This window comes from Desulfosarcina sp. (assembly GCF_046496365.1).
Classification (GTDB): domain Bacteria; phylum Desulfobacterota; class Desulfobacteria; order Desulfobacterales; family Desulfosarcinaceae; genus Desulfosarcina.
Map to the genome: position 1 here is coordinate 26,100 of NZ_JAWOHB010000182.1, position 22,442 is coordinate 48,541.

Consider the following 22,442-nt stretch of genomic DNA (forward strand, 5'->3'; position numbering starts at 1 on the left):
GGGATCAACCATGTTGGGATTGCGGCTGCCTCTATCCCTTGGTTCGCTTTTATTTGTTCCAGGAAAACAACGCCGCACCGACCAGCAAAAAGACCAGGGTCATGGCGCAAAGGATGGTTATCTCCGGCATCACGGCCAATAGTCCGGCACCCTCGTTCATCACTTTGCGGGCCGCCTGCAGCAGATGGGTCAAGGGGAAAACTTTCGCCGACGCCTGGAGCCATGCCGGTGACCCCTCGATGGAAAACCACACCTCGGAAAGAAACATCATCGGCCAAGAGATAAAATTGAGAAGGCCATTGGTAAACTCTTCGCTGGTTCCGCGCGAAGCGATAATCAGGCCCAGAGAGGTCATGCATGTGCTGCCTGCCAGAAAAACCAGAAAAAGGTTCAACAAGCTGCCGTAGACCTTGAATTCCATAATCCAATCACAACCCACCCAGACGATCACCAGGGTGAACATGAGCAGAAAAATGCGTGACAGCAGTTGGGCGGCAAGATATTCAAAGGCGGTCAACGGCGTCGCCTTAAGCCGTTTCAGGACTCCGTTTTTGCGGTAGCGCACCACCACCCAACCCACCCCGTATAGTGCGCTGAACATCATGTTCATTCCCAGCACCCCGGGAAACAACCAGTCGATGTAGCGAACCTGAACGCCCTTGACATCTTTTTTTTCGAGCCGTTGGGCGGCATCCGCCGGTGCAAGGGCCCCCTGCAGCAGTTTTTCCACGATGGCGCCCGACGGGGAGGATTCACTGACCCAGTAGCGCACGGGGTCGGTTCCCGATTCCACCAGCAGATCGATCTTGTGGTACGTGAGTTTGTCCATCCCCTGCATCCGGGTTTCGAATCCGACGAAGGCGATGGCCTTGAATGTGGCAAAGGCATACGGAAGTTTTTTAATCGCTTGGCCAACCGAAACACCGGGGGGAATCGGGAACACCCCCACCTTGAACTGAGATCGGTAATCGCCTTTGAAGATGACGCTAAAACCGAGAATGACCAGAAAAGGGAAAAGGAAGTTCCAGCCAAAGGCAGCACGATCCCTGAAAAATTCACGGTTTCTGGCATTGAAAATTGCCCACAATCGCTTGAATCGCATGGTTACCAGATCATTCCCGCAGGCTTCGCCCGGTCAGTTTTAGAAAAACATCCTCCAAGGTGGGTGTTTTCACGTTGACGCCATGCATATCCACCCCCATTGATAAAAGCTGCCCGACAACCGCATTGACGTTTTCCGTTCGAATCTGGATCCGGTCTCCACGCGCATTGATGAATCCCTGCAAAGCGTCTGGTTTTTCAGGAAACTGATCTTTGGGTATCGACAGGGTCGCCTGTTTGCAATGGGCTTGAATCAACTCCTGGGGTTCACCGCGGGCAATGACTTTACCTTTGTCCATGATGGCGATGTCATCGCAGAGTTTTTCCGCCTCCTCCATATAGTGCGTGGTGAGCACGATGGTGCGGCCCTGGGATTTGACCGTTTTGATGATGTCCCACAAATTCCGTCGGGCCTGGGGGTCCAGACCGGTGGAGGGTTCGTCCAGAAACACCAATTCAGGCCGGTTTAACAGGGCCAGGGCCAACAGCAGCCGCTGTTTCTGTCCACCGGATATTTTATCGTTGAGCTGATCCTTAACATCCCCGAGGTGGCATAGGTGAATCAAGTGGCTGACGGTTTCGGTGTTGTCGTACAATCGGCTGAAGGTTTTTAGGGTTTCGGCCACGGTTAAAAACGAAAGCAGGGCAGTCTGCTGAAACATGATACCAACTTCCTGCCGGAACTGCGCCGACCTGCTGGCACCTTTATACAAAACAGTTCCGCCGGTGGGGTCGATGATGTCTTCGATAATCTCGACAAGGGTGGTTTTTCCGGCACCATTGGGTCCCAGCAGGCCGAAACAGCTTCCCCTCCCGATGGAGATGCTGACACCATCCACGGCGCGAAGCCGCTGGTAATGCTTTTGGATGTCGATCACTTCGATGAGCGGGTCGACGCTATTCGGCGCGTTCATGTTCCAGTTCCTGTCCCTGACCAATTTGACAGAATCGTATTGAAAAAAAGGAGTTGCAGGTCTTTGTCCGTTGACACTGCACGACGCTTTTTTTATAGTCGCAAAGTAAAATCAAATCAAGCCGGATCGACCCGAACAAACCGTCTTGACCGATTCTGACAACGGTACCCGCCCGGCAGAATAGCCGTGTGAAAATTCGAAGGTCCATGGAACGACGCGTTCATCTGACGATCTCCATCCTGTTGACAGTGGTGCTGGTATTTGCCGGTTCCGCCGGTTATATGATTATCGAAGGATGGGACATGGCCAATGCCGATAAATAGTTTGCTTGGTGCAGTCGTTTCCAACTCCTGCTGATGGAAAGAGGCAATGATGTCGCTTCCTGCCCCCGGATATCTGAAGGCTTTGAAAAGCGGAACCCTCGAACGCCGGGCAAAACAGGCTGTCATCGCCATGCAAAACTGCACCTTATGCCCCCGCCGATGCGGTGTGGACCGAACTGCCGGGGTTACCGGTATCTGCAACACGGGCCGCCGGGCCGTGGTGGCCTCGTATCATGCCCATTTTGGCGAAGAGGCGCCTCTGGTGGGCCGCAACGGATCGGGAACGATCTTTTTCAGCCACTGCAGCCTGGGGTGCAATTTCTGTCAGAACTACGAGATCAGCCATCTGGGCGAAGGCCGCAAAGTGGATGATGACCAGTTGGCTCAAATCATGCTGGACCTTCAACAAGCCGGATGTCACAATATCAACTTCGTTACGCCCAGTCATGTGGTGCCCCAGATTCTCATGGCCGTTTATCTGGCGGCCCGACGGGGATTGACCGTACCGCTGGTGTATAATTGCGGCGGATATGATCGTGTGGAAACCTTGCAGCTGCTGGACGGCATCGTGGACATCTACATGCCGGACTTCAAATTCTGGGATCCCCAAGTCGCCCGGGACACCTGCAATGCCCCCGATTATCCTGAGGCGGCAAAGCACGCGCTGCTCGAGATGCACCGCCAGACAGGAGACTTGTGCATCGACAAAGCCAGCGGCCTGGCCTTCAAAGGCGTTCTGGTGCGCCATCTGGTGCTGCCAGGCGGTTTGGCGGGGACGAAAAGCGTCATGGAATTTATAGCCTGTTCCATGTCCCGGAATACCTATGTCAATGTCATGTCACAATATCGACCCTGCGGGCGGGCCCGAGAGGTCGCAGCGCTGGCCGCCGCCCTCCCGGCGGCGGAATACGATCAGGCCGTAAAGGAAGCACAGCTTGCAGGCATCACCCGTCTGGACAAGCCCCGACGGGTATTTCAATGGTGCTGACACGTTAACCATTTCAGTAGAGGTTGATATGAAAAGATGCTTAGCGATGATGATTCTGGCCCTGTGGATGAGCACGGCGCTGTCCCTTGCCGCCGATCCCCTGCCCCGGGTGAAATTGACCACCAGCCAGGGGGATATCGTGGTGGAACTGGACAGGGCGGCCGCGCCCAAAACCGTGGAAAATTTTCTGACCTACGTCAAGGACGGCTTTTACGATGGGACCATTTTCCACCGGGTAATCGCCGGGTTCATGATTCAAGGAGGCGGGTTGGAAGCGAGCATGAATCGCAAGCCCACAAGACCGCCCGTTCCCAACGAAGCCGACAATGGGCTGTCCAACCGAAACGGCACCATCGCCATGGCCCGCACGCAGGATCCACATTCGGCCAGCGCCCAGTTTTTCATCAATGTGAAAGACAACGGTTTTCTGGATCACCGGGGCAAGACGTCCCAGGGATGGGGATATTGCGTATTCGGCAAGGTGGTGGAAGGAATTGACGTGGTACAGGCAATTGAAAAGGTACCCACCACATCCCGTTCAGGAATGCAGGATGTGCCGGATGCACCCGTGTTGATCAAGCAGGCGGTGGTGGTTAGGCCTGAATAAGGCGTGTGTTTGATCACCGCATGGGCCTATTTTAGCCGTGGTGCACGCTGGTTTCATTCGTTGTGAACGATCTCGGCTGCGCCATTGGCGTATACCCGTTGACGGGCCTTCGCCGCAGCCACCAGGGGCGTGACCCGCTCGTCAACATAATCATACACGCGTGCCCGGGCTTTTCCCTGTGCAGGTCTCAGTATTCGCCCGAGATACTGCATCACCCGCCCGCTGAACCGGATCGGGGTTGCCATGAACAATGTTGACAGATCCGGACAGTCAAAGCCCTCACCAATCAACTGACCGGTGGCGATCAGAACCTTGACCTGCCCCTGGTTGAGACGATCCAAGACTGCTTTCCGCATTTCATCATTGAGATCGCCGGTAAGCAGTTCCGCATGAACGTTAAACTTATAGCGCAGGATCCCCTGAAGTGTTTCACAGTGTTTTTTGCGGTCTGACAGCACCAGGCAGACCCCCTTGCCGGTACGCACTTCTTTGTTCACATCCGATGCGATGAGCCGGTTGCGCGCATCATCGGCGGTCAATTCGGACAGCATGCGGGAGTAATCGCTGACCGGGTCGAAATAGGGCTCGAACACAGTCGGTCGAAGCACCACGTCGGCCTTTAGAATGTAGCCTTTTTGCTCGAGCTGGACCTTATCCACCTCATGGTGGACATCCCCCAGATGCCAGAAGATGAGCTTGGAAAGGTTGTCCCGCCGCCACGGAGTGGCGGAAAGGCCCAGCATATATCGGCAGTCGAAGGCAGTGACCGCATCGGTAAAGGTCCGGCTGGGGGTCCGGTGGCATTCATCCACCACAATGTGCCCGGTGCAGGGAGCGACTTGATCACTGCACCGATAAAGCGTTTGCACCAGCGCCACGGTAATCCGGTCACCGATTCTCCTGCTGCCGGCACCGATCAATCCCACCTGGTCGGCGGGTATCCCTAAAAACTGCCCGATGCGCTGGATCCATTGAAAGGCCAGATCCTTGGTGTGCACGACGACAACGGTCGGTTGGCACCGCTGGGCGATCAGATAAAGGCCCATAACGGTTTTGCCGCTTCCCGTAGGTGCGCTCAATGTGCCGAAATCCTTTTTTTTAATTTCCAGCACGGCCGCGGATTGAAAGGGTTTAAGCGACCCGTTGAATGTAAAATCCACGGCGGGCAGCACCCGCCGCTGATCATTCATGCTGTAGGCAATATTTTCGCGTTTAAGCAATAATATCAGTTGACGCGCATATCCGCGGGGGATCACCATGCCGGTTTTTCCAAGCCGCCGGTAAAATCGCAGAATCTTTTTTGTCCCCCGGTTCCAGCGCCCCATGCGCTCATTCTCCAGCCATTTGGGGTTGACCATCTGAAACCGCTCCGCCAGGATCTCCAGCAGTGCGGCCGGGGCATGATTCAGTTTAAGGGAACGATCGATGGTGATTTGCAGTTCACCACTTTCGATTTTTTCAGGGCACAAAGCGGGCTCTCAGCGGTTTAAAGAAAAAATCGAAGGTAGACGGGAATCAAAAATGCGATCATGATCAAGATTCCCGGAATCGTAAGGTAGGGCGCATACCAGCTTTTCCCGGCCGCTTTCGCTTTTCTGACTTCGGAAAGGAACCAGTTGCCAAGTAATAATGCGGCCAAAAGGATCGGGATTGCTTTGAGGATGGGCATAAGTGGGTTCAAACTCCTGTTGACGAAATCAAGTTCACGCGCCGGGAAGCAGCGCCATTGTCAATGGATGTCGCCGAAATATAGAATAACGGCTTGCAGGTGTCAAAAGCATAAATTGATTTCAGCATGCTTCAGGCATCCCTGCCAATGAGCCGATTTCGGATCAGTCCGTGAAATAAGCGGCCGTCGGTTGAAGAGAAGCGCCATCCGAGATGAATCTGACATCTGCCACAAACAGCGATGCGCCACAAGTATCCGGCAAACCAAGTAAATTCAGATGATGCGCGCCCCAGGTAACCGCAACCCCAGGCATCCCGGTAACAGGCAATTTCAAAAACGATGCCTTCAGGATTGGCAAAGGTGTGCGTGTGTGCGCCGTTAATGAAACGTCGTTCGGCGGGAGAGGTAATCACGTGCAGACACTGGCGACATACAATTGCATCGCCCGTATCCGCAGCGGTCCTGTCTTGCGCTGCAGCCTCGGAATCAACGCCCCCTTTTTCAATTTTTGGGTCAGCCCGCAAAAGATGCATGGTGGATGAGGTACTTTTTCGTTGACCAGGCTGCAGCAATAGAACCTGCCCGGAGAGGAGGCGATCAGTTGTTGAACCTATCCACCCGCTCTTTCAGTTCCTTGCCGCATCTGAAAAAAGGCAGCCGTTTGGCCTTGACGGTCACGGATTCACCCGTCTTTGGATTGCGACCGCGGTAAGAACCATAGGCCTTTACAAAGATACTGCCAAATCCCCTGATCTCAACCCGGTCGCCATGGACAAGCGCGTGGGCCATTTCTCCAAAAAACAGATCGATCACCTGCTCCGCCTTCTCCCGGGTAAAACCGTTTTTTCGTTTCAACGCGTCGATCAAATCCCCCTTGTTCATATGCACCCCCTTTGGTATCGCGAATTATATCAGCATCGTAAAAGTTTATCGTCGCATTGTCAACGGGTGCTTGATTTGCCAGGTGTGTAGATGGTTCGGGTGGGGTGGGATTCCGGGGGGTTGCGCGCATGCAGCAACAACGCGGCCATGCGGCCTGCCGGGTGCGCCTGCGGTTGAATATGCGCAGGCGCACCCGGCAGGCCGGCGGATCAGTCGCGCTTCATGTCTTTGACCACATCCGTGACGATATCCTTGCAGTAGTCCTCGCCGACAAGTTCGACCTGGCCGCTCTCCTTATTGTATTTAACGCGGCATCCATATTCTTGAACCAGGCTGTCCGTAATTTTGGCCACAACTTCTAAATTTCCGTCCTGTTTCTTGATTTCAAAAGGTTGCATATCGGTATACCTCCTTTCCGTATCGATCCCGGTGTTGTGCCCCAGTCCGCTGCGGTTTTATTTTAAGGTGGAAACCCGTTAGACACCGACTTTGCCAACGCGTTCAACCGGTTTAGTAGGTACTGGAGATTTTAAAGATGAGATTGCCGTTTTGAAAGTTGGGGCCGCCGACAAACAGGCTTCCCCGGTTGAGAAGTTGTATCTGGGTTTCAAAAACGGTCCGATTTTGCTTTATCATCTTCAAGCTGATGTCAGCCCTGCCGCCGCGGATTTTATGGGGCGTGATCTTCAATCGACGATCCCCGGGAAGGGACACCAGTCCCGATTGACCCATATTCAGGTTGAGGTTTTCCGTGCTGAGCAGACGGTAGGAGGTGTAGTTGAACATGGCCTGCAATTCGCCGATGTGACGTGACAATTGCGGATCAACCACGGCGTCATCCCGTCCGGCCAGGATGGTATCCACACGGATTCGACAGTTTTCTTTGGCCATCAGTGATTCGGGAATCACCGTCCAGGCGGCCATCAACAGCACGAGCAGCAGCAGGCAGTAAGGTCTAGACCGCATCGGGTTCACTTTCCAGGGTCTGGTCTTCTTGGTACCACAGGATGGTTTCACGCCTTTCAGGCGTCTCAAAAATCATAACAGAAGAGATGGAACCTGTAAAAGAATTAATGATCGCACTTGGTGCTGGACGCGGGTCAACCATATAATGGGAATAGGCGAAAAAAATCAGCATTCCCAAAGTCACAGCAGCCGGGAGGGTGTATTTCAACGCAGGGATAAACCCCCAAAAGCCACTTTGCGAACGATACTGCCGCAGGGCTTTGTTGAGGACCTGTTTTTCAAGGGTCACATAATCCACCGATTCGGTGACCTGCTGTACCCGATCTCTGAAATTACGGGAAAAAGCGTCCATGGCGGCCACGTGCCTGCGGCATTGCCGGCACATTCCAAGATGGGCCTCTATTTGCTCCTTTTCAGCACCGACCAAATCTCCGTCTAGATATCGACCAAGCAGGATTTCATCGCATGCGCTTGAATGGGGATCGTTCATTTCTGCTCCTCCACCAGGGGTTCAAGGATCTCTTTGAGCCGCCTGCGTGCATGGAACAATCGGGATCTCACGGTTCCCAGCTTGACTCCGGTGGCAGCGGCTATCTCTTCGTAGGAGAGTCCTTCCAGTTCCTTGAGCACGAAAACCGTGCGGGCCTGCTCCGGCAGCAGTTTCAGGGCACGGTCGACTTGTACTCCGGTTTGCACGTTCACCATCTGCATCTCCGGCGTGGGTAGAACACTTGCCGGCTCTGCGGCCGATCGATCGTCACTGCTGTCGGCCGAGAGGTGCAGCCATTTGAATCGCCGGGCCCAGCGCCGTTTCCAGTTGAGGCATTGATTCACGGTGATGCGATGCAACCAGGTAGGCAGCGATGCATCGCCCCTGAAATTACCAATGCTCCGATAGACCTGCAGGAAAACTTCCTGCATAATGTCCTGGCTCTCTTCGGCGTCGAGGGTAATCCCGAAGGCGATGGAAAAGATCTTTTTACGGAACCGGCGAACCAGCAACTGAAACGCCCATTCATCACCGCGCTGCAGGCGTAAGATCAGCTCCTCGTCATGCACAATTCTATTTTGTATGGTTTTAGACACCGCTTAGAAGAAAAGGTTCAATATTTTTTGGGTTTTAGGGCGGCAGGACCGCTGTCACTCCGAGAGGCGCAGCCGGCGCATGACAGGAGGTGTGGTTGTATCCGGCCGATCGGATCCAATTGTGCTTTCGACGTATGGGTTTCGTTTTAAAGGCCGCCTTGCCGAAGCAGGCGGAAACATTCCGTCCTGCTTCGGTCTTTTTGATTCTTGGCAGCCACCGCATCATCCCTGGGCGTTGGGATTGATGCGGATTTCAACCCTGCGGTTCATCTGACGGCCTTCCGGTGTGGCGTTGGTGACCACCGGACGGCTCTCTCCGTAACCGATGGTATTGATCCGGTAGGCCTGCACGCCGCGCTGGGCCAACATATCCTTGACGCTGGTGGCGCGACGTTCGGAAAGCTGTTGATTGTAGATCTCAGAACCGGTGCTGTCCGTATGGCCTTCCACCAGGATCGAAGTCTGGGGGTATTTGATCATGATCTGGGCGATGCGGTCCAATTCATTGTAGAGGCCGGGCCGGACCACATCTGAATCCCTGTCGAAGCTGACGTCGCCTTTCAGGGTAATGGCCAGCAGTTCTCCTTCCCGCCTGACTGCTGCCGCGTCGGAAGCTGCCAGGGCATCGCGCATTTCAGCCTCCTGCCTGTCCATCATCTGGCCGACGCCGGCACCGGCGGCGGCACCAACGGCAGCACCGGCCGCTGCACCGATGAGCGTCCCTTCGGTATCGCGGCCAATGGCCTGACCCAATATGGCACCGGCCACTGCGCCTCCGGCTGCACCATAGGCAGATCCTTTACCGGTTTTAGTCTGGGGTGCGGCACAACCGCTCAGGGCAAACATGCCGATCATGCCGATCAGGATCAATTTCTTCATTTTAGCGCTATCCTCCTTCGTCCAAAAAAAGGTTCATTAGTCTTGGCAGGTGCGAATATAATTCACTGAGCCTTGAATGTCTAAGTTATTTTAATGACCAACCCGGGGAATCCACGCGATCGATGCCCCGGGTTGCCTTACCTGATTCGAACCTCCCATGGAACCTGAACAACCGCCTTTCAGCGTTTCCAACCGCCATGACCGCGGTTGTGGCTTTTCTGACCTCCCTTATGCCCCGAGTCATATGATTTCCAGCTGCCGTGGGCATCCCGATGCTGGCGATGACCCGGATAGCGGTATCCCCGGTCATGGGAACTCCCTGGGTGATGGTGTCGGCCATCGTGCCGTTTCCAGTAATCGTGATGCCTATCGGAGTAGCGGTGGTATTTTTGGAAGTTGAATGCAAACGCCACCGGCGGCCCCCCATGATAGGCGTATGCGCTGTGGTTGATAAGGGAACCGCCAATGATCGCAGCACCCACGCCAATGGCCACGCCTTCCCACCGATGCTGTTGTTTCGAGCCGGCCCAGACCGAAGTTGAGATCAGACAAAAAGTTAAGGCCACCCCAAAGGTCGTGATCGATCGCAGTGATATTTTCATTTTCAGCCTCCTTTGCGTTGTTTGAAACCTTAGACACCGGAGGCTGGGAAAAGTTCATTTATAACTGTCGATGGGCGCTCAAAATGATTGTTTGCGTCTCTTCCCAGCCGATGCACGCATCCGTGATGGAAATAAATGGGTTGAGGCTTTCTTTTCGGGTTTCACCGTAAACGAAGGGCTGCCTGCCCGCTTCCACATTGCTTTCCAGCATCATTCCGCAGATAGCTGTATTGGGTATGATGTGAATGCCATTGGTATGGCCGACGCGCTGAATCAGGACGTGATTGAAGACCTCGCCTTGCCTGCGGTAATCCGTACCGGAATTTTTATGGGAGCAGTCCACAATGACGGATTGCAGCAGGGAGGGATGCCTGGACAACATGTCACATGCCTCGCTGACACTGACCGGGTCGTAGTTGGGTCGTTTGCCACCCCGTAAAACGATGTGGCAATATCGATTGCCTCTTGAAAAAACCCGTGAGGTGACCCCGTAAGGATCATTGCCCACAAAAACCTGAGGGGTGGAGGCTGCCAGCAGCGCATTGATGGCTGTATCCAGATTTCCATCGGTCCCGTTTTTGAAACCCACCGGCATTGAAAAGGCGCTGGCCCATTCGCGGTGATTTTGGGATTCGGTGGTTCGGGCGCCGATGCAGGCCCATGAGATCAAACCGGACAGGCGTTCGGCTGCCGTTTGGCTCAGGATTTCCGTTCCGGCCGCCACCCCCATCTCATTCAGGCCCATCAGTATTTTTCTGGCCTTTCTCAACCCTTCGTCGATATCAAAGGTTTTTTTATCGAGATGAGGATCGGAAATGAGGCCTTTGTATCCCACGCTGGTTCTCGGTTTTTCAAAATAGACCCGCATGACCAGTTTGATGGTTTTATGCACCTTGTCTTGCAGTCGGGCCAACAGCTCTCCGTATTTTAAGGCCTGCCGCTGGCTGATAATGGAACACGGCCCGGTGATGATCAGCAGCCGCCTGTCGGTGCCATCGAGGATATCTTTGATTTCCTTTCGACTGTCCAGAACCGTTCGGGTTGCTGTTTCAGTCATCGGGAACTCCTCCCGAAGCTGATCCGGAGTGATAATGGTGGTTCGCTTGAGGACATTTAAATCGTAGGTCTTTTCCATTATTTATTTCGTTTCGCGCCGCGCAAAAAAAGGCAAGCATGCCTGAAATGGTTATCAATTGGGCCTTCGGTTGTTGACGGTCCTCCCGCTACCACAATCAAACGGGGAACGCAATTGTCGGGCAGCGTGATATCATGGGCAAGTTACCATGACGAAACAAAAAAAGACAAGGCCTCACCATTGAGGCCTTGTCGAAGAGAAGGAGGAAGGAGGAGTGTTGAACCTTCGCCAGTTAAATAAGCATATCCCGTGCCGTTTTTTTAATAATAAATATATGATGGAATTCATCAGGGTTTTCTATTCCCTTTGATCTGGAAACGCCGCATTGTGTCAATTTATTGACGCTGCATGAACACCTTTGTGTCAAAAAGAGAGGCGCATAAACGCGACAGGAGCGCCCATTGCATCACCAACAACCAAACAGATCCGATAGACCGGAGGCGCGGTGCGTGCGCTGTTGGACCGCTTCTGACAGTAGATCCAATATCGGCCCCACCAACGTGAAATAGCGGCGTGCGCGCGTCACAGCGGTGTAGATCAGTTCCCGGGTCAATACCGGTGTCATGGACTCCGGCAGCACCATGGCCGCATGGTCAAATTCAGACCCCTGGGATTTGTGCACCGTCATGGCATACACGGTTTCGACATCATTCAATCGAGACGGCAATATTTTTTTGAACGACCCGTCGGCCATGGGAAAAACAACGCGTAACGTTTTGTGATCCGTCGCGTTTTTCTCCGCAAAAGGCAGAACGATCCCGATATCGCCATTCATCAATCCCAGGGTGTAGTTGTTGCGAGTGATCATTACGGGGCGGCCCGCATACCAACCATCCTGCCGGTCGATGAGGTTTGCGTTGAAAAGAATTTGGGCCGCTTTTTGATTCAGCCCTTTCACGCCCCAGGGTCCTTTACGCAATGGGGACAGCAGTTGAAAACGGCCGAAAGCATCCAGGATCACCTGTAGCCAGGCGTCCTCGGATTCATAGTTCTGGGGGCCGGCTTGAACGCATTGCAGATAGGCACGATAGCCCGCATGGTGACCGGAAGGCGATCCGTCCAACAAAAGACGGGCAAAGGCTTGATCCGCGGTGGAGGCGACCGCCAGATTGTATAGATCGCCAAAGTCCTGCTGCCAGACCGCTGCGACCCGGTCGGGATCGCCGGCATTGACCGCGCGGGCCAGCGCACCAATACCGCTGTTTTGATCAAAGCGATAACTTTTGCGCAAGATGGCGATCCGCTGATCCAACAGGGTCCCGGCACCGGCGAATTCTTTCAGCCGGTATCCGGTGTTGGCCTCTATCCATTGGATGGTGCCCGGCTGATAGACGGCCCGCTCCGCATGGCTGCAGATATCTCCCAGCACGGACCCGGCCTCCACTGATGCCAGCTGGTCCTTGTCACCGATTAAAATCAGGCGTGCGGTTTCTGGCAATGCGCTCAACAGGGCGGCCATCATTTCCAGATCGATCATGGAGGCTTCATCCACTACCAGCAGATCGACGTGCAGGGGATTTTTGGCGTTGTAAACAAAGTGACGGGTATGGAGCCGGCTGCCCAGCAAGCGGTGCAAGGTGGTGACTTCGGTCGGAATGCTTTCCCGCAGCGCCTCCGGCAGCTTGGCCGCCGCATCGCCGATGGACGCGGTCAACCTGGCCGCGGCTTTGCCGGTGGGTGCAGCCAGGCTGATCCGCAGCGGTTGTCCCTGCTCCAGGGAGATGCCCTGCAGCAGGCCCAACAGTTGGACCACCGTTGTGGTTTTTCCGGTCCCCGGACCGCCGGATATGACACTAAAGGCGCCTCGGGCGGCGATGGCCGCCGCTACACTTTGCCAGTGCACATCGCGCTTGTCCTGTTCCCGGGCACTGCGCAAGGGGCCAAACAACCGATCGATCCGCTGGGCCAGGTCCTCTGGTATGGCCGGCTGGATCTGAAGCCGGTGCAATATGCGCTCAGCCACCGCTACCTCGTACTGCCAGTACCGGCGCAGATATAAACGTCCATTGCTGAACACCAGGGGTGTATGGCCAGCTCCCGGGGATACAAGCGCCGATTCTTCTACAATTTGCGCCCATCTCCGGGGAGACATTCCCGCCAACAATACCGAGGGCGACTGGGGGTCAGCCGCTTTTACTTCCCCTTCCGGCGGCCATGACAGGACGCCATCCGGGTCATCGACAACCGCCTGCAGATCCAGGCAGATGTGACCGCGGCCCAGCTGGTAGCTGGCAAGAGCCGCTGCGAGCAATACCGGGTCCGAACTGTCTGGTTGCTGTTCATGTAAAAATCGAACGAACGCACGGTCAAGGGGGGTCAACCAGCCCTGTTCCGTCCAGGCGTCCAGCATGTGGATCAGGTTTTCATCCGTCCGCATGCACGTTCTCCTTGCTGGCAAAGTATTCGTCCAACGTCTCGACCAGTGCCTGCGATGGCTTGTCAGCATAGACGCCCCGCCCCTTCTCATCAACGCCCCTGAGGAACAGGTAGAGCACGCCGCCCACATGGCGCTGGTAGTTGTAATCCGGCAGGCGGGCTTTTAACAGGCGGTGCAGCGCCAGCGTATAGAGTACGTACTGCAGATCGTAGCGGTGTTCCAGCACGGCGGCTGCCATGGCCGGGGTGCTGTAGGCCTGCCGGTTCTCCCCCAAGTGGTTGGACTTGTAATCCAGCACGTAGTAGCGCTCCTGGTGACAGAACACCAGATCGATAAAGCCCTTGACCATGCCGTTGAGATGGCCGTGCGTCAATGCGGGACGCACGGCTCCGGGAAGTACAAACCGGTTTATCGTCTCATCGAGGATCCGTGTGTCCACGCGGTGAACGGCCAGCATGAATTCCAGCTCCGCTTGATAACAGTCGTTGGTGAGGGAACCCATGGCGACCTTTCCCTCATCATGGGGCAGCAACAGCGGGGTTTCCAGTAGTTTTTGCAGCCACGTTTGCATCACGCCGGCCCAGTCCCCCCAATTGCGGCGCTGACAATAGACGGCAATCAGGTTCTCATGCCGGCGATGGTCACGGACAAGATTGGCAAATCCCTGCTCGGCGGCCCACTCCAGCAGTCCATGCAGAAACGTTCCCGGGTCGGGACCGCGGGGAAAGCTGTGGATCGAGGGCTCCGCGCTTATCGCCTCTGAAGCCGTGGCCGCCTCGCTGGCGGTTTCCTGCAGCTGCGCTTCGGTGGCCGACTCCGGGGCGGACGGGGCGCCTATATCATGATTCGCAGCCTGTACCCCGGCCGGCGCCAAGGAAGAGAGCGCCGTCATGTGGGCGCCTGCCAGCATGCTGCTGTAACTGCTGATCCACCAGTCGCGGCCAACCTTGCCGCTGAACCTCAACGCCGGGCCAAGCGGTTCGGCTTCCTCTTCAGCCCGATAAACGGCGTCCGTGGCAACGGGCAGCGGTGACAGGGTAATGTGCGGGCAATCTCCCTTTAACGACCGGAGCCGGTCGGCCAATTCACCGGTGGGTATCATCTGCCCGGCCGACAGCAGATAGCCGAGTCCGGTCCGGTGCAAGCTGGTTTGCTCCCCATGGCTTTTCGTGAAGCTGCCCACGGCCCCCACCCCCATCCAGCAGGCGTAGCGCGCACGGGTCGCCGCCACATACAGCAGGCGCACATCTTCCGCCAGGCGTTCATTGGCGACGGCTTCCATGGCGTCTGCATCCGGATTGGGAACCGTCACCAGCTGACCCTGGTCATCATGATACTTCGCCACCGGGGTGTTGCGGTGCGTCAACGCCTGGAAACTGCATATAAACGGCAAAAATACCAGCGGGTACTCCAGGCCTTTGGACTTGTAGATGGTAATGACCCTGACCAGGTCTGCATCACTTTCCAGTCTCAGAATCTGCTCGTCCGCACCGCTGCCGGGCTGCTCAATCTGTTCGGCCAGCCATCGAATCAGGGCGTGTTCGCCATCCAGGTCGACGGCGGCGGTTTGCAGCATCTCCGACAGATGAAGCAAATTGGTGATGGACCGCTCACCATCAGCCAAAGCGAGCAAACGCGCCGGCACATCAAAATCGCCCAGAAGCATCCGCAGCATGGGCAGTATCCCCTGGAGCTGCCAGGTGCGCTGATAGTTGCGGAATCGCTCCACTTCAGCTTCCCAGGCGAGCTCATCCTGATTGAACTGATCCAGGCGAGCCAGCGTCAGGCTCAAAACAGATGTTGCCAGGGCTGCCTTCAAAAGACGCTCCTGCTCCGGTTCGGCACAGGCTCTGAGCAAAAGCAGCAGGGATTTGGCCTCATCGCAGTCAAACACCGAGTCCTTGTCCGACAGATAAACGCTGCGCACGCGCCGTGCATCCAACTCCTGGCGAATGGCGCGTGCTTCGGTTTGATTGCGGACCAGGATGGCGATATCCGCCGGACGCAAAGGTTGCAGCGAACCCCCGTCTGACGCTTGGAAGCCTGCCTGGGGCGGCTGCAGCTGTGCCAGATTCAGCAAGCGCACAATTTCACTGGCGGCAGACCGGGCCATCAGCCCAATATAGCCCTCCTCGCCTGTCTTTTTCACCGGCTCGGTCTGAGGAAGCTGCCAGATGTGCAGCCCGTTTAGCGTTTTGCCTTCAACCACCCACTCTCCCTTTCCACCCAGGGCCCCTACTTTGTGAAACGGGATCTGGTTTTCGAACAAAAAGGCCCCTTGGGGGTATTGGGCCGCCGCGGAGAATGTCCGGTTGACGGCCGCCACCAGGGCTTCGGTGGAGCGGTAGTTCCTGCCCAGGGTATAATGACGGTCCCCGGTGTCCTTGCGCGCCGCCAGGTACGTGTGGATATCCGCACCGCGAAAGGCATAGATCGCCTGTTTGGGGTCACCGATCATCAGCAGGCCGGTTTCAGGCTGATTCAGGTAGACCTTTTTGAAAATCTCGTACTGTACCGGGTCCGTGTCCTGGAATTCGTCGATCAGGACCACGGGAAACTGGGTCCGGATGACCGCGGCCAGCTGTTGACCGCCGGGCGATTGCAAGGCCTTTTGGAGCATGGTGAGCAGGTCGTCGAAACCCATCTGGGCCCGGCGGTGCTTGGCCTGTCGGAACCTTCGACCAATGTCCCGGGCGGCATGGATCAACAGGGCCGAATCCACTTTCAGGTCGGCCAGCTGGCCGATGAGCCGATCAAAAGCTGAATAGGCGGGATGTTCGGGGGGTGTTTTATTTTTATTTACCCCTTCCTGCAGTCCTTTTTGTGACAGTTTGGCAAGTATATTCTCCTCGGGTAACGGTCCCTTCTTTCCTACCCAGGCGGTGAGCTGATCTATCCATTTGTCCAGCGAAGCCGCACGGTATTGATTACCATTCAACGTCTTGTCGCCCTGTGCGCCACGCAATCGGGCGACGGCCGCGTCAAAATCTTTCTCCCAGCAGAGGCGCGCGGTTTCAATGGCTGCTTGGCGGCGGGCCAGCATATCGAAGGGATCTGCAGGCAAAGACAACTGGGACTTGAGCAGTGGTCGCACTCTGTCGAGCAGCGCCAGCGGGGAACTGCATTGTATCGATTCCACCAGTTCCGTTAGAGTCGAGGCCGCCAGGGGATACAAATAGAACCGCCAGTAATCACACGCGGCATCTTCCAAAAGCGGTTGTTCATTGGTTTCCAGCTCCAGATCAAACAGGCTGCCGCTGTCAAAGGCGTGCTGGCGCAACATGCGCTGGCACCAGGAGTGAATGGTGGTGATGGCCGATTCGTCCATCCATTGGCCAGCCTGCTCCAATAGTCTGGCCTTGGCGGGCCAATTTTTCTCCGGAAACTCGCTGCGCAAAGAAAACAGGTATGCGTCACCCTTGCCGCGCCCGCGGAAAAAGGCGGCCGCTTCGGTCAGCCGCGACCGGATCCGGTCGCGCAGCGCTTCGGTGGCTGCATTGGTAAAGGTCACCACCAAAATTTCCGGCGGCGTCAGCGGCCGGGCAAATCCGTTCCCGCCCCCGTGTCCCAGCACCAGTCGCAGGTAAAGGGCCGCAATGGTATAGGTCTTGCCGGTGCCGGCACTGGCTTCGATCAACCGGTTGCCATGCAGTGGAAAGGTCAGCGCATCCAGTGGGTGAGCCATGCTCATTGCTCCTGCACATAAGATTGGACCAGGGGCGCATAGAGCGCTTCGGCCAACGTGACAAAACGGTTGCCGTCGGCTCGCCAGATGGCATCGAAATCGGGATAGGTGCGTTTCAGGTAAAGGCTGTGTCCCAGCTCTCCGGATGCGCTGAAGTCGTCGCCTTGATAGGCATTGCGGGCGGCATCGACGGCTTTACCCGGATCAGCATCCGGGTCAAAATGCCCGACACGCAGATAAGCCAGGGCGGCTTTGGCCGCCACCGGAAGGGGTTGCCGAAGGCCTGCCCACCAGTGCACAATGATGGCGTCGATCCATTTGCGCGCAAGGTCCCGATCCAGTGACGGCAGCTTGACCAGCCCATCGGGCGCCACCAGGTAGCTGGTCAGGTCAAGGCCCTGGGCGCATCCGGCCAGATGGTACACCCAGGCGGGGATCAGGCAATCCAGCCGAGAAAACCGGCCCCGGTTATCCAAAACCGGCTGCGGGTAAAACTGCCAGCGTGCAACGCCTTCGGATTCCGCAGAAGGCGTTGCGGGATCGGACCGGCACAGATCCGACAGCCAGTCCTGCAGGGCGCCGCAGCCACAATCGTCCAGCTTCACGGCCAGATCGATCTCAGCCGGTTTGGCCTGATGCGGGAATTGTTGCCGCAAGTGAAGATGATAGGCCAGCATCTGCTCAACGGGCCCGGCCAGTCGGGCGGCCGCCATTTCTCCGAAACCGTTCATCGGCAGTTCACCGGTCAGCTGCATGCGGCGGACCGCTTCCTCGACGGCGGCCGAACGGTCTGCCGGATCGGCGGCCAGACCGGCCTCCAGCAGTTGGCTGCCCAGGTTGAAAGGGGCCAGATGATCGAGGGCGAACGGCTCCTGATCCAGGGTTGTCACCTCGACTTCCTCGAAATAGACGTTCAAGCGCTGGTTGAAAAAGCTTTGAACGGGTTTTTTTAAAAACCGAATGAGCTGGATCAGCGTCAAGTTGGATTCAAACTGCGGCGGATCCAGAGAGCCGGCCGTTGGCGCTGCTTTCCGAGGATCGAAGATCCGGCGCCATTCATGGGCATACGTGAAGATGTCCGGCTCCCTTGTCGGCTGGAAATAGGTTCTGCTGAATGGCTGCAAGGGGTGCTGGCAGGTCAGCTGATCCAGCAGCCGATCCTTGCTCTCTGGATCCGACGCACGGGAACCGGCCACGGTCCAGCCGCTCGCCAGATAGTCCCGCAGCTGGCTCACCAGTACGGAGGGTGCGCAGGGGCTGTTGTCGCGAACGCTTTTCCCGATGCAGCTGATGTAGAGTTTTTCGCGGGCGGAAAGAAGGGCTTCAAGAAACAGGTAGCGGTCGTCTTCGCGTCTGGACCGATCCCCGGGCCGGTAGTGCCCCGGAGCGGCCATCAGGTCAAAATCCGGGGCCGGACGGCTGCGCGGGTACTGCCCGTCATTCATTCCCAGCAGGCAAACCACTTTGAAGGGTATGGCCCGCATGGGCATCAAGGTGCCGAAATTGACCATTCCGGCCAAAAAACGCTGGGAGATGCTGGCATCGGTGAGCGCATTCAATATGGCGCTGCGCACCACCGGAAGCGTCAATTGATCCTCGAGGCCCGCATCCGTGCAGGCATTCAACCATTGATCCAGCACCGCTTCAAGGCGCCTTTGGGTGAGACTGTCCCGGCTGCTGGTGGGGTTGAAAAAGTCTTTGGACAGGCCCAATATCCGCCGGCACCATTCATCGGCTTTGGCCGGATGCAGCAGGATTTGCCAGTATTTTTCCAACTGCTCCAGCATGGCGGCGAGCGGGCCGACCAGTGCGGCATCCAACCCGCCGATTTCGTCGTAAGGGGCAATCTGCCGCCACGGCGCGTTGGTGCCAACCGCATACCCGAGCAGCATGCGGCGCAGCCCGAACATCCAGGTGTTTTGCTCCAGCCCGGAAGGCAGGTCAAATCCCTGGCGATGGGCGCCACTTAGCCCCCACCGAACACCGGAGCCCTCGATCCACCTGTGCAGTCTGGGCAGATCCGCCTCCGCCAGCCCGAAGCGCTGCCTGAAGGCGGATACTTCCAAAAGATCCAGCATGTCCCCGACAGTGATGCGCAGGTCCGGCAGTTGGAGTAGTTTTTCAAGGGCAGCCAGCATCGGTGCACTGGCGCGGTCCGGGTTGTCTGCGATGGTGAAGGGGATGTGGCGTGCATCCTCTGGCTGCAGGTTGCCGAATACCGCCTCGATATGGGGTGCATAGGCACGGATATCCGGCGTCATGACGATGATATCGCGCGGCTTCAGATCCGGCAGCTGCTCAAACACAAAGAGCAGCTGGTCCTGTAAAATTTCTACTTCCCGCTGGCGGCTGTGGGCCAATTGAAAGCTGATGGACCTGTCGTCCGGCGCGACCGGCAATTTGGCCTGGTCCGCCGCCGGCAATGGGCGAAGGTCCAGAATCGCCTGCTGCACCTGCTGCAGCAGACGACCCGGCTGGTCCGGGGCCACAAAATCCTGGAACAGATCGATTTCGGCAAAGTTGTGCCGGTAGGCGTCAGGTCGGTCAACCCCATAGAGCAGACCGATATAGTCGCGCCCCTGTTTCCCCCAGGCCGCCAGCAATGGATTGACATGCTGATGCAACAGCTCGGGATCCAGGTCCGGCGGAATCTGGGCTTTGCGGCCATGGCGGGCATGCTCGATGCGCAACAGCTCCCGGTCCTCGATGATATCAGCCCAATAGTGGCGGCAGGGATTGTGGACAAACATCAACACCTGACAGCATTGCGACAGGGCCTGCAGTGCGTCCAGGGTCTGTCTGGGCATCGAGCAGATGCCGAAAACCATGATGCGGCGCGGCAAACCGGCGGGGCGTTCCGGCAATGTGGATAGTGCTTCCAAAAAACGATGGTGCAGCTCGGCACGGCTGGTTCCACGCTGCTGCTGGGGCACATCATCCTGAATCCGGCGCCACAGCGGCGCCTGCCATGCCTGACCGTTCGGCAATGGTTCGACCTTGCCCATGGCATTGCGCAGCCGATCCTGCACCACGGCCCACTCTTTCAGCCAATCGGCGCGGTACACCTGATACTGGTCGTACAGATCGGCCAGATAACAGGCCAGTTGATAGCGCTTGCGAAGGTCATCATCGTCGGCCAGAAACTGCTTCAAGGGTGCAAAACGGTCATCTTCCAGCAGACACGGCAGCAGCTTCAAGAGCCGCCAGGTCAATCGTTCCTTATCATATGCCGATTCGTAGGGGGTCTCCGCTTCGCCCAGCACAGCCCGGTAGGCGCGCCATAAAAAACGGGCCGGCAGCTGAAAATCGATGGCAGCACTGATGCCGCAACCATCATCGGCGGCCATGGCCAGTTTGAGCCACTGGGCCATGCCGTTGCTCTGGACAAGGAAAGTCTCATTTTCCAGCGGCTTCAGCGGGTGACTGCCAATCCATCGCACTGCCACCTGACGCAGGTCTTCCAGACGGTTCGAATGGATAATCGAAAGACCGGCAGTCAGCTCCGGCTCACCACCTTCCGACCCAATGTTCATCAGCGTCTCCTGTATTATGCCACGTTGTCAGATAGGGTCACGGGAAGCCTGAATTTAATCTGTACAAATCCGCAAACCACTCATCCTGACATTTGACTCAACCTTAACCGTAGCCGAGTTCCTCCAGCCGTTGTTCACTCAGGCCCATATAGTGGGCCAACTCATGCACCACCGTAATGGCGATCTCCTCTTCAAGTTCTTCAAAACTTTGGCACGCGGCCATCAACGGTTTCCGGAAAATTATGATGACATCGGGGTAGAGCGGCGGTTCGGTGACCGAGCGCTCGGGTAGTGGGACACCGGTAAACAATCCGAACAGCGTCTCATCGGGGGGCACTTCCATCTCCCTCAGCAGGTCCTGGGACGGCAAGTCCTCCACGGTGATGGTCATGTTGTTTAATTGTGCGTGGAACATCTCGGGAATCATTTCGAGCGCCCGCTTTACGGCATCCTCGAATTTCTTGCGGCTGATGTGCATATTTCTGTGCCCTCTTTCAAATTGGGGTCCCCCACCTCCCCCTGGTGAATTTTACATTCCTTAGAATGTGCGCATATTGCGCTTAATATCAATTGACCGTCAACTCTGGAGCGCTGGAAACAATGAAGGTCCTTGAATCGCAAATTTTCAGGCTTTGTCAAGTGTTTCTATCTATTTGGATGGTTTTTTATTTTCCTGATCCAACGTTTGCAGATCGAGCGTTTCGTTGCCATGGGCGCTTGGTGTATATCGGGGACCCGAAAACGGATGTGTTGTCCAAGTGCGGCGAACCGGACCATATCGATCAGTGGGAAGAAAACCCCAATGGGAACACGTTCAAAATATACGATTACGAAAAAGAACGCTACCAACTTCCTGAACTCATTAAGGGGCCTGTCCTCGTTGAACGATGGACCTACAATTTAGGATCTAACCAGTTCACTCGCTATCTTTTCTTCCAAAATGGTGAGCTTTACAAAATTGAACGCGGTGACAAATGAGGCCCGTCAACATTTGCATGTTTAAGGTTATGCGTCAAAATAAGGCTGTAATTCTCGGATCGCAAACGTAAAACATCAATTCCTTATTCGCCAGGTGTGTAAGGATGAAGGCAATAAGGAATGTGTACGCAAAGGATGAAAAATGGGCAATGCTCTTATTAAGACGATCGTAAGATCTCTGTTCCGTATGACCAGCCGTGAACAGGCAATCTCAAGGGCTAATGTTCTTTTAAAAAAATATATTAAGTTGGCTGAAGGATTGGATATCAGTAAAGTCCTAAAAGTTTTTTAGACAAACCATACAACTCGGCGTTGGCCAAAATCCGTTGAAGAGACCTTATCCAAGCGCCTTTAATTGTAAATAATTAATAATGTAGTGTACGCCTTCCCTTATTCTCCATAATCCCTTAAACCGCCGATTTCGACATCAAACGCATCAGTTCGATCCTTGAAAATTGCCCTGTTTTAAACCCGAATCCTTGATAATCGTTCATCCAGCTTGGTCGGACCCAGATCAATGGGGCGTAGTATGTCAGTTCCGCCCACCCATTTCTTCCACAGCTTTGGACTCAATGTTTCTGCATCGTTGGTCGATCTGGTGAACGATACTTTTAATTCGCCGTTCATCCAGTTTAAATCCGTTCATTGGCCTGGCGATGCTTGCAAACTGTTTGGGATTGATAACGAGTATACCTTCTGCCGCGGATCGGGTGATAA

General features: G+C 55.8%; 19 protein-coding genes. 4 read left to right on the plus strand and 15 right to left on the minus strand.

The genetic code is table 11. The features are described from left to right. Nucleotides 1-49 precede the first annotated feature (49 nt). Both R6V78_RS18320 and R6V78_RS18325 read right to left on the minus strand, forming a co-directional pair. On the minus strand, nt 50-1,102 hold the full coding sequence (locus R6V78_RS18320; protein ID WP_410290830.1) for an ABC transporter permease: 1,053 nt from the start codon (nt 1,100-1,102) through the stop codon (nt 50-52). Between the two features lie 10 nt (nt 1,103-1,112). Then, entirely contained in the window at nt 1,113-2,015 is a 903-nt protein-coding gene (locus tag R6V78_RS18325) for an ABC transporter ATP-binding protein (RefSeq protein ID WP_410290831.1), read from the minus strand. Between the two features lie 372 nt (nt 2,016-2,387). Between R6V78_RS18325 and R6V78_RS18330 the strand changes: the two genes are divergently transcribed. Next, nucleotides 2,388-3,326 (plus strand): radical SAM protein, encoded by a 939-nt coding sequence (locus R6V78_RS18330; protein WP_410290832.1) that lies wholly within the window; start codon nt 2,388-2,390, stop codon nt 3,324-3,326. 28 nt (nt 3,327-3,354) lie between these two features. Continuing rightward, nucleotides 3,355-3,933 carry a peptidylprolyl isomerase gene (locus tag R6V78_RS18335; protein WP_410290833.1) on the plus strand — a complete coding sequence of 193 codons (579 nt, stop codon included), beginning with the start codon at nt 3,355-3,357 and terminating at the stop codon, nt 3,931-3,933. 53 nt (nt 3,934-3,986) lie between these two features. Here R6V78_RS18335 and R6V78_RS18340 read toward each other — a convergent pair whose 3' ends face one another. The 13 genes from R6V78_RS18340 to R6V78_RS18400 all read right to left on the minus strand — a co-directional run bounded on the left by R6V78_RS18340 (nt 3,987) and on the right by R6V78_RS18400 (nt 21,225). After that, on the minus strand, nt 3,987-5,402 hold the full coding sequence (locus tag R6V78_RS18340) for a DEAD/DEAH box helicase (RefSeq protein ID WP_410290834.1): 1,416 nt from the start codon (nt 5,400-5,402) through the stop codon (nt 3,987-3,989). A gap of 797 nt (nt 5,403-6,199) precedes the next feature. Further along, nucleotides 6,200-6,484 (minus strand): HU family DNA-binding protein, encoded by a 285-nt coding sequence (locus tag R6V78_RS18345; protein WP_410290835.1) that lies wholly within the window; start codon nt 6,482-6,484, stop codon nt 6,200-6,202. Between the two features lie 209 nt (nt 6,485-6,693). Then, on the minus strand, nt 6,694-6,882 hold the full coding sequence (locus tag R6V78_RS18350; protein WP_410290836.1) for a hypothetical protein: 189 nt from the start codon (nt 6,880-6,882) through the stop codon (nt 6,694-6,696). Nucleotides 6,883-6,994: 112 nt separating this feature from the next. After that, nucleotides 6,995-7,450 (minus strand): hypothetical protein, encoded by a 456-nt coding sequence (locus R6V78_RS18355; protein WP_410290838.1) that lies wholly within the window; start codon nt 7,448-7,450, stop codon nt 6,995-6,997. Further along, nucleotides 7,440-7,940, minus strand: a complete 501-nt coding sequence (locus R6V78_RS18360; RefSeq protein WP_410290839.1) for a zf-HC2 domain-containing protein — start codon at nt 7,938-7,940, stop codon at nt 7,440-7,442. Before R6V78_RS18360 ends, R6V78_RS18355 begins: the two co-directional genes overlap by 11 nt. Beyond that, nucleotides 7,937-8,509, minus strand: a complete 573-nt coding sequence (locus tag R6V78_RS18365; protein WP_410290840.1) for an RNA polymerase sigma factor — start codon at nt 8,507-8,509, stop codon at nt 7,937-7,939. The genes R6V78_RS18360 and R6V78_RS18365 overlap by 4 nt, the downstream gene beginning before the upstream one ends. Nucleotides 8,510-8,758: 249 nt before the next feature. Next, nucleotides 8,759-9,415: an OmpA family protein gene (locus R6V78_RS18370; RefSeq protein WP_410290841.1), complete on the minus strand. Its 657-nt coding sequence runs from the start codon at nt 9,413-9,415 to the stop codon at nt 8,759-8,761. A gap of 179 nt (nt 9,416-9,594) precedes the next feature. After that, on the minus strand, nt 9,595-10,017 hold the full coding sequence (locus R6V78_RS18375) for a hypothetical protein (RefSeq protein WP_410290842.1): 423 nt from the start codon (nt 10,015-10,017) through the stop codon (nt 9,595-9,597). Nucleotides 10,018-10,075: 58 nt separating this feature from the next. Continuing rightward, nucleotides 10,076-11,152: a 3-deoxy-7-phosphoheptulonate synthase gene (locus tag R6V78_RS18380; RefSeq protein ID WP_410290843.1), complete on the minus strand. Its 1,077-nt coding sequence runs from the start codon at nt 11,150-11,152 to the stop codon at nt 10,076-10,078. 406 nt (nt 11,153-11,558) lie between these two features. Next, a complete protein-coding gene (recD, locus tag R6V78_RS18385; protein ID WP_410290844.1) occupies nt 11,559-13,529 on the minus strand; it encodes an exodeoxyribonuclease V subunit alpha in 1,971 nt (656 codons plus the stop codon). Continuing rightward, the gene (gene recB / locus R6V78_RS18390) at nt 13,516-17,214 is read right to left on the minus strand and encodes an exodeoxyribonuclease V subunit beta (RefSeq protein ID WP_410290845.1); all 3,699 of its coding nucleotides are present in this window, start codon (nt 17,212-17,214) and stop codon (nt 13,516-13,518) included. Before recB ends, recD begins: the two co-directional genes overlap by 14 nt. 2 nt (nt 17,215-17,216) lie before the next feature. After that, entirely contained in the window at nt 17,217-20,747 is a 3,531-nt protein-coding gene (gene recC, locus R6V78_RS18395; protein WP_410290846.1) for an exodeoxyribonuclease V subunit gamma, read from the minus strand. A gap of 103 nt (nt 20,748-20,850) precedes the next feature. Beyond that, nucleotides 20,851-21,225 (minus strand): metallopeptidase family protein, encoded by a 375-nt coding sequence (locus R6V78_RS18400; RefSeq protein WP_410290847.1) that lies wholly within the window; start codon nt 21,223-21,225, stop codon nt 20,851-20,853. A gap of 122 nt (nt 21,226-21,347) precedes the next feature. Here R6V78_RS18400 and R6V78_RS18405 point away from each other — a divergent pair, with 122 nt between their 5' ends. Then, nucleotides 21,348-21,725, plus strand: coding sequence for a DUF2845 domain-containing protein (locus tag R6V78_RS18405; RefSeq protein ID WP_410290848.1), 378 nt, complete (start codon nt 21,348-21,350; stop codon nt 21,723-21,725). A 529-nt stretch (nt 21,726-22,254) separates the two neighbouring features. After that, nucleotides 22,255-22,442, plus strand: a 188-nt coding sequence (locus R6V78_RS18410) for a hypothetical protein (protein WP_410290849.1), incomplete at its 3' end; no start/stop codon positions are given.

Excerpts from the sequence above, each read along its gene's own strand:
- R6V78_RS18320 (WP_410290830.1), bottom strand. The coding sequence starts at position 1,102 with ATGCGATTCAAGCGATTGTGGGCAATTTTCAATGCCAGAAACCGTGAA.
- R6V78_RS18325 (WP_410290831.1), bottom strand. The coding sequence starts at position 2,015 with ATGAACGCGCCGAATAGCGTCGACCCGCTCATCGAAGTGATCGACATC.
- R6V78_RS18330 (WP_410290832.1), top strand. The coding sequence starts at position 2,388 with ATGTCGCTTCCTGCCCCCGGATATCTGAAGGCTTTGAAAAGCGGAACC.
- R6V78_RS18335 (WP_410290833.1), top strand. The coding sequence starts at position 3,355 with ATGAAAAGATGCTTAGCGATGATGATTCTGGCCCTGTGGATGAGCACG.
- R6V78_RS18345 (WP_410290835.1), bottom strand. The coding sequence starts at position 6,484 with ATGAACAAGGGGGATTTGATCGACGCGTTGAAACGAAAAAACGGTTTT.
- R6V78_RS18350 (WP_410290836.1), bottom strand. The coding sequence starts at position 6,882 with ATGCAACCTTTTGAAATCAAGAAACAGGACGGAAATTTAGAAGTTGTG.
- R6V78_RS18355 (WP_410290838.1), bottom strand. The coding sequence starts at position 7,450 with ATGCGGTCTAGACCTTACTGCCTGCTGCTGCTCGTGCTGTTGATGGCC.
- R6V78_RS18360 (WP_410290839.1), bottom strand. The coding sequence starts at position 7,940 with ATGAACGATCCCCATTCAAGCGCATGCGATGAAATCCTGCTTGGTCGA.
- R6V78_RS18370 (WP_410290841.1), bottom strand. The coding sequence starts at position 9,415 with ATGAAGAAATTGATCCTGATCGGCATGATCGGCATGTTTGCCCTGAGC.
- R6V78_RS18375 (WP_410290842.1), bottom strand. The coding sequence starts at position 10,017 with ATGAAAATATCACTGCGATCGATCACGACCTTTGGGGTGGCCTTAACT.
- R6V78_RS18380 (WP_410290843.1), bottom strand. The coding sequence starts at position 11,152 with ATGGAAAAGACCTACGATTTAAATGTCCTCAAGCGAACCACCATTATC.
- recD (WP_410290844.1), bottom strand. The coding sequence starts at position 13,529 with ATGCGGACGGATGAAAACCTGATCCACATGCTGGACGCCTGGACGGAA.
- recB (WP_410290845.1), bottom strand. The coding sequence starts at position 17,214 with ATGGCTCACCCACTGGATGCGCTGACCTTTCCACTGCATGGCAACCGG.
- recC (WP_410290846.1), bottom strand. The coding sequence starts at position 20,747 with ATGAACATTGGGTCGGAAGGTGGTGAGCCGGAGCTGACTGCCGGTCTT.
- R6V78_RS18400 (WP_410290847.1), bottom strand. The coding sequence starts at position 21,225 with ATGCACATCAGCCGCAAGAAATTCGAGGATGCCGTAAAGCGGGCGCTC.
- R6V78_RS18405 (WP_410290848.1), top strand. The coding sequence starts at position 21,348 with ATGAAGGTCCTTGAATCGCAAATTTTCAGGCTTTGTCAAGTGTTTCTA.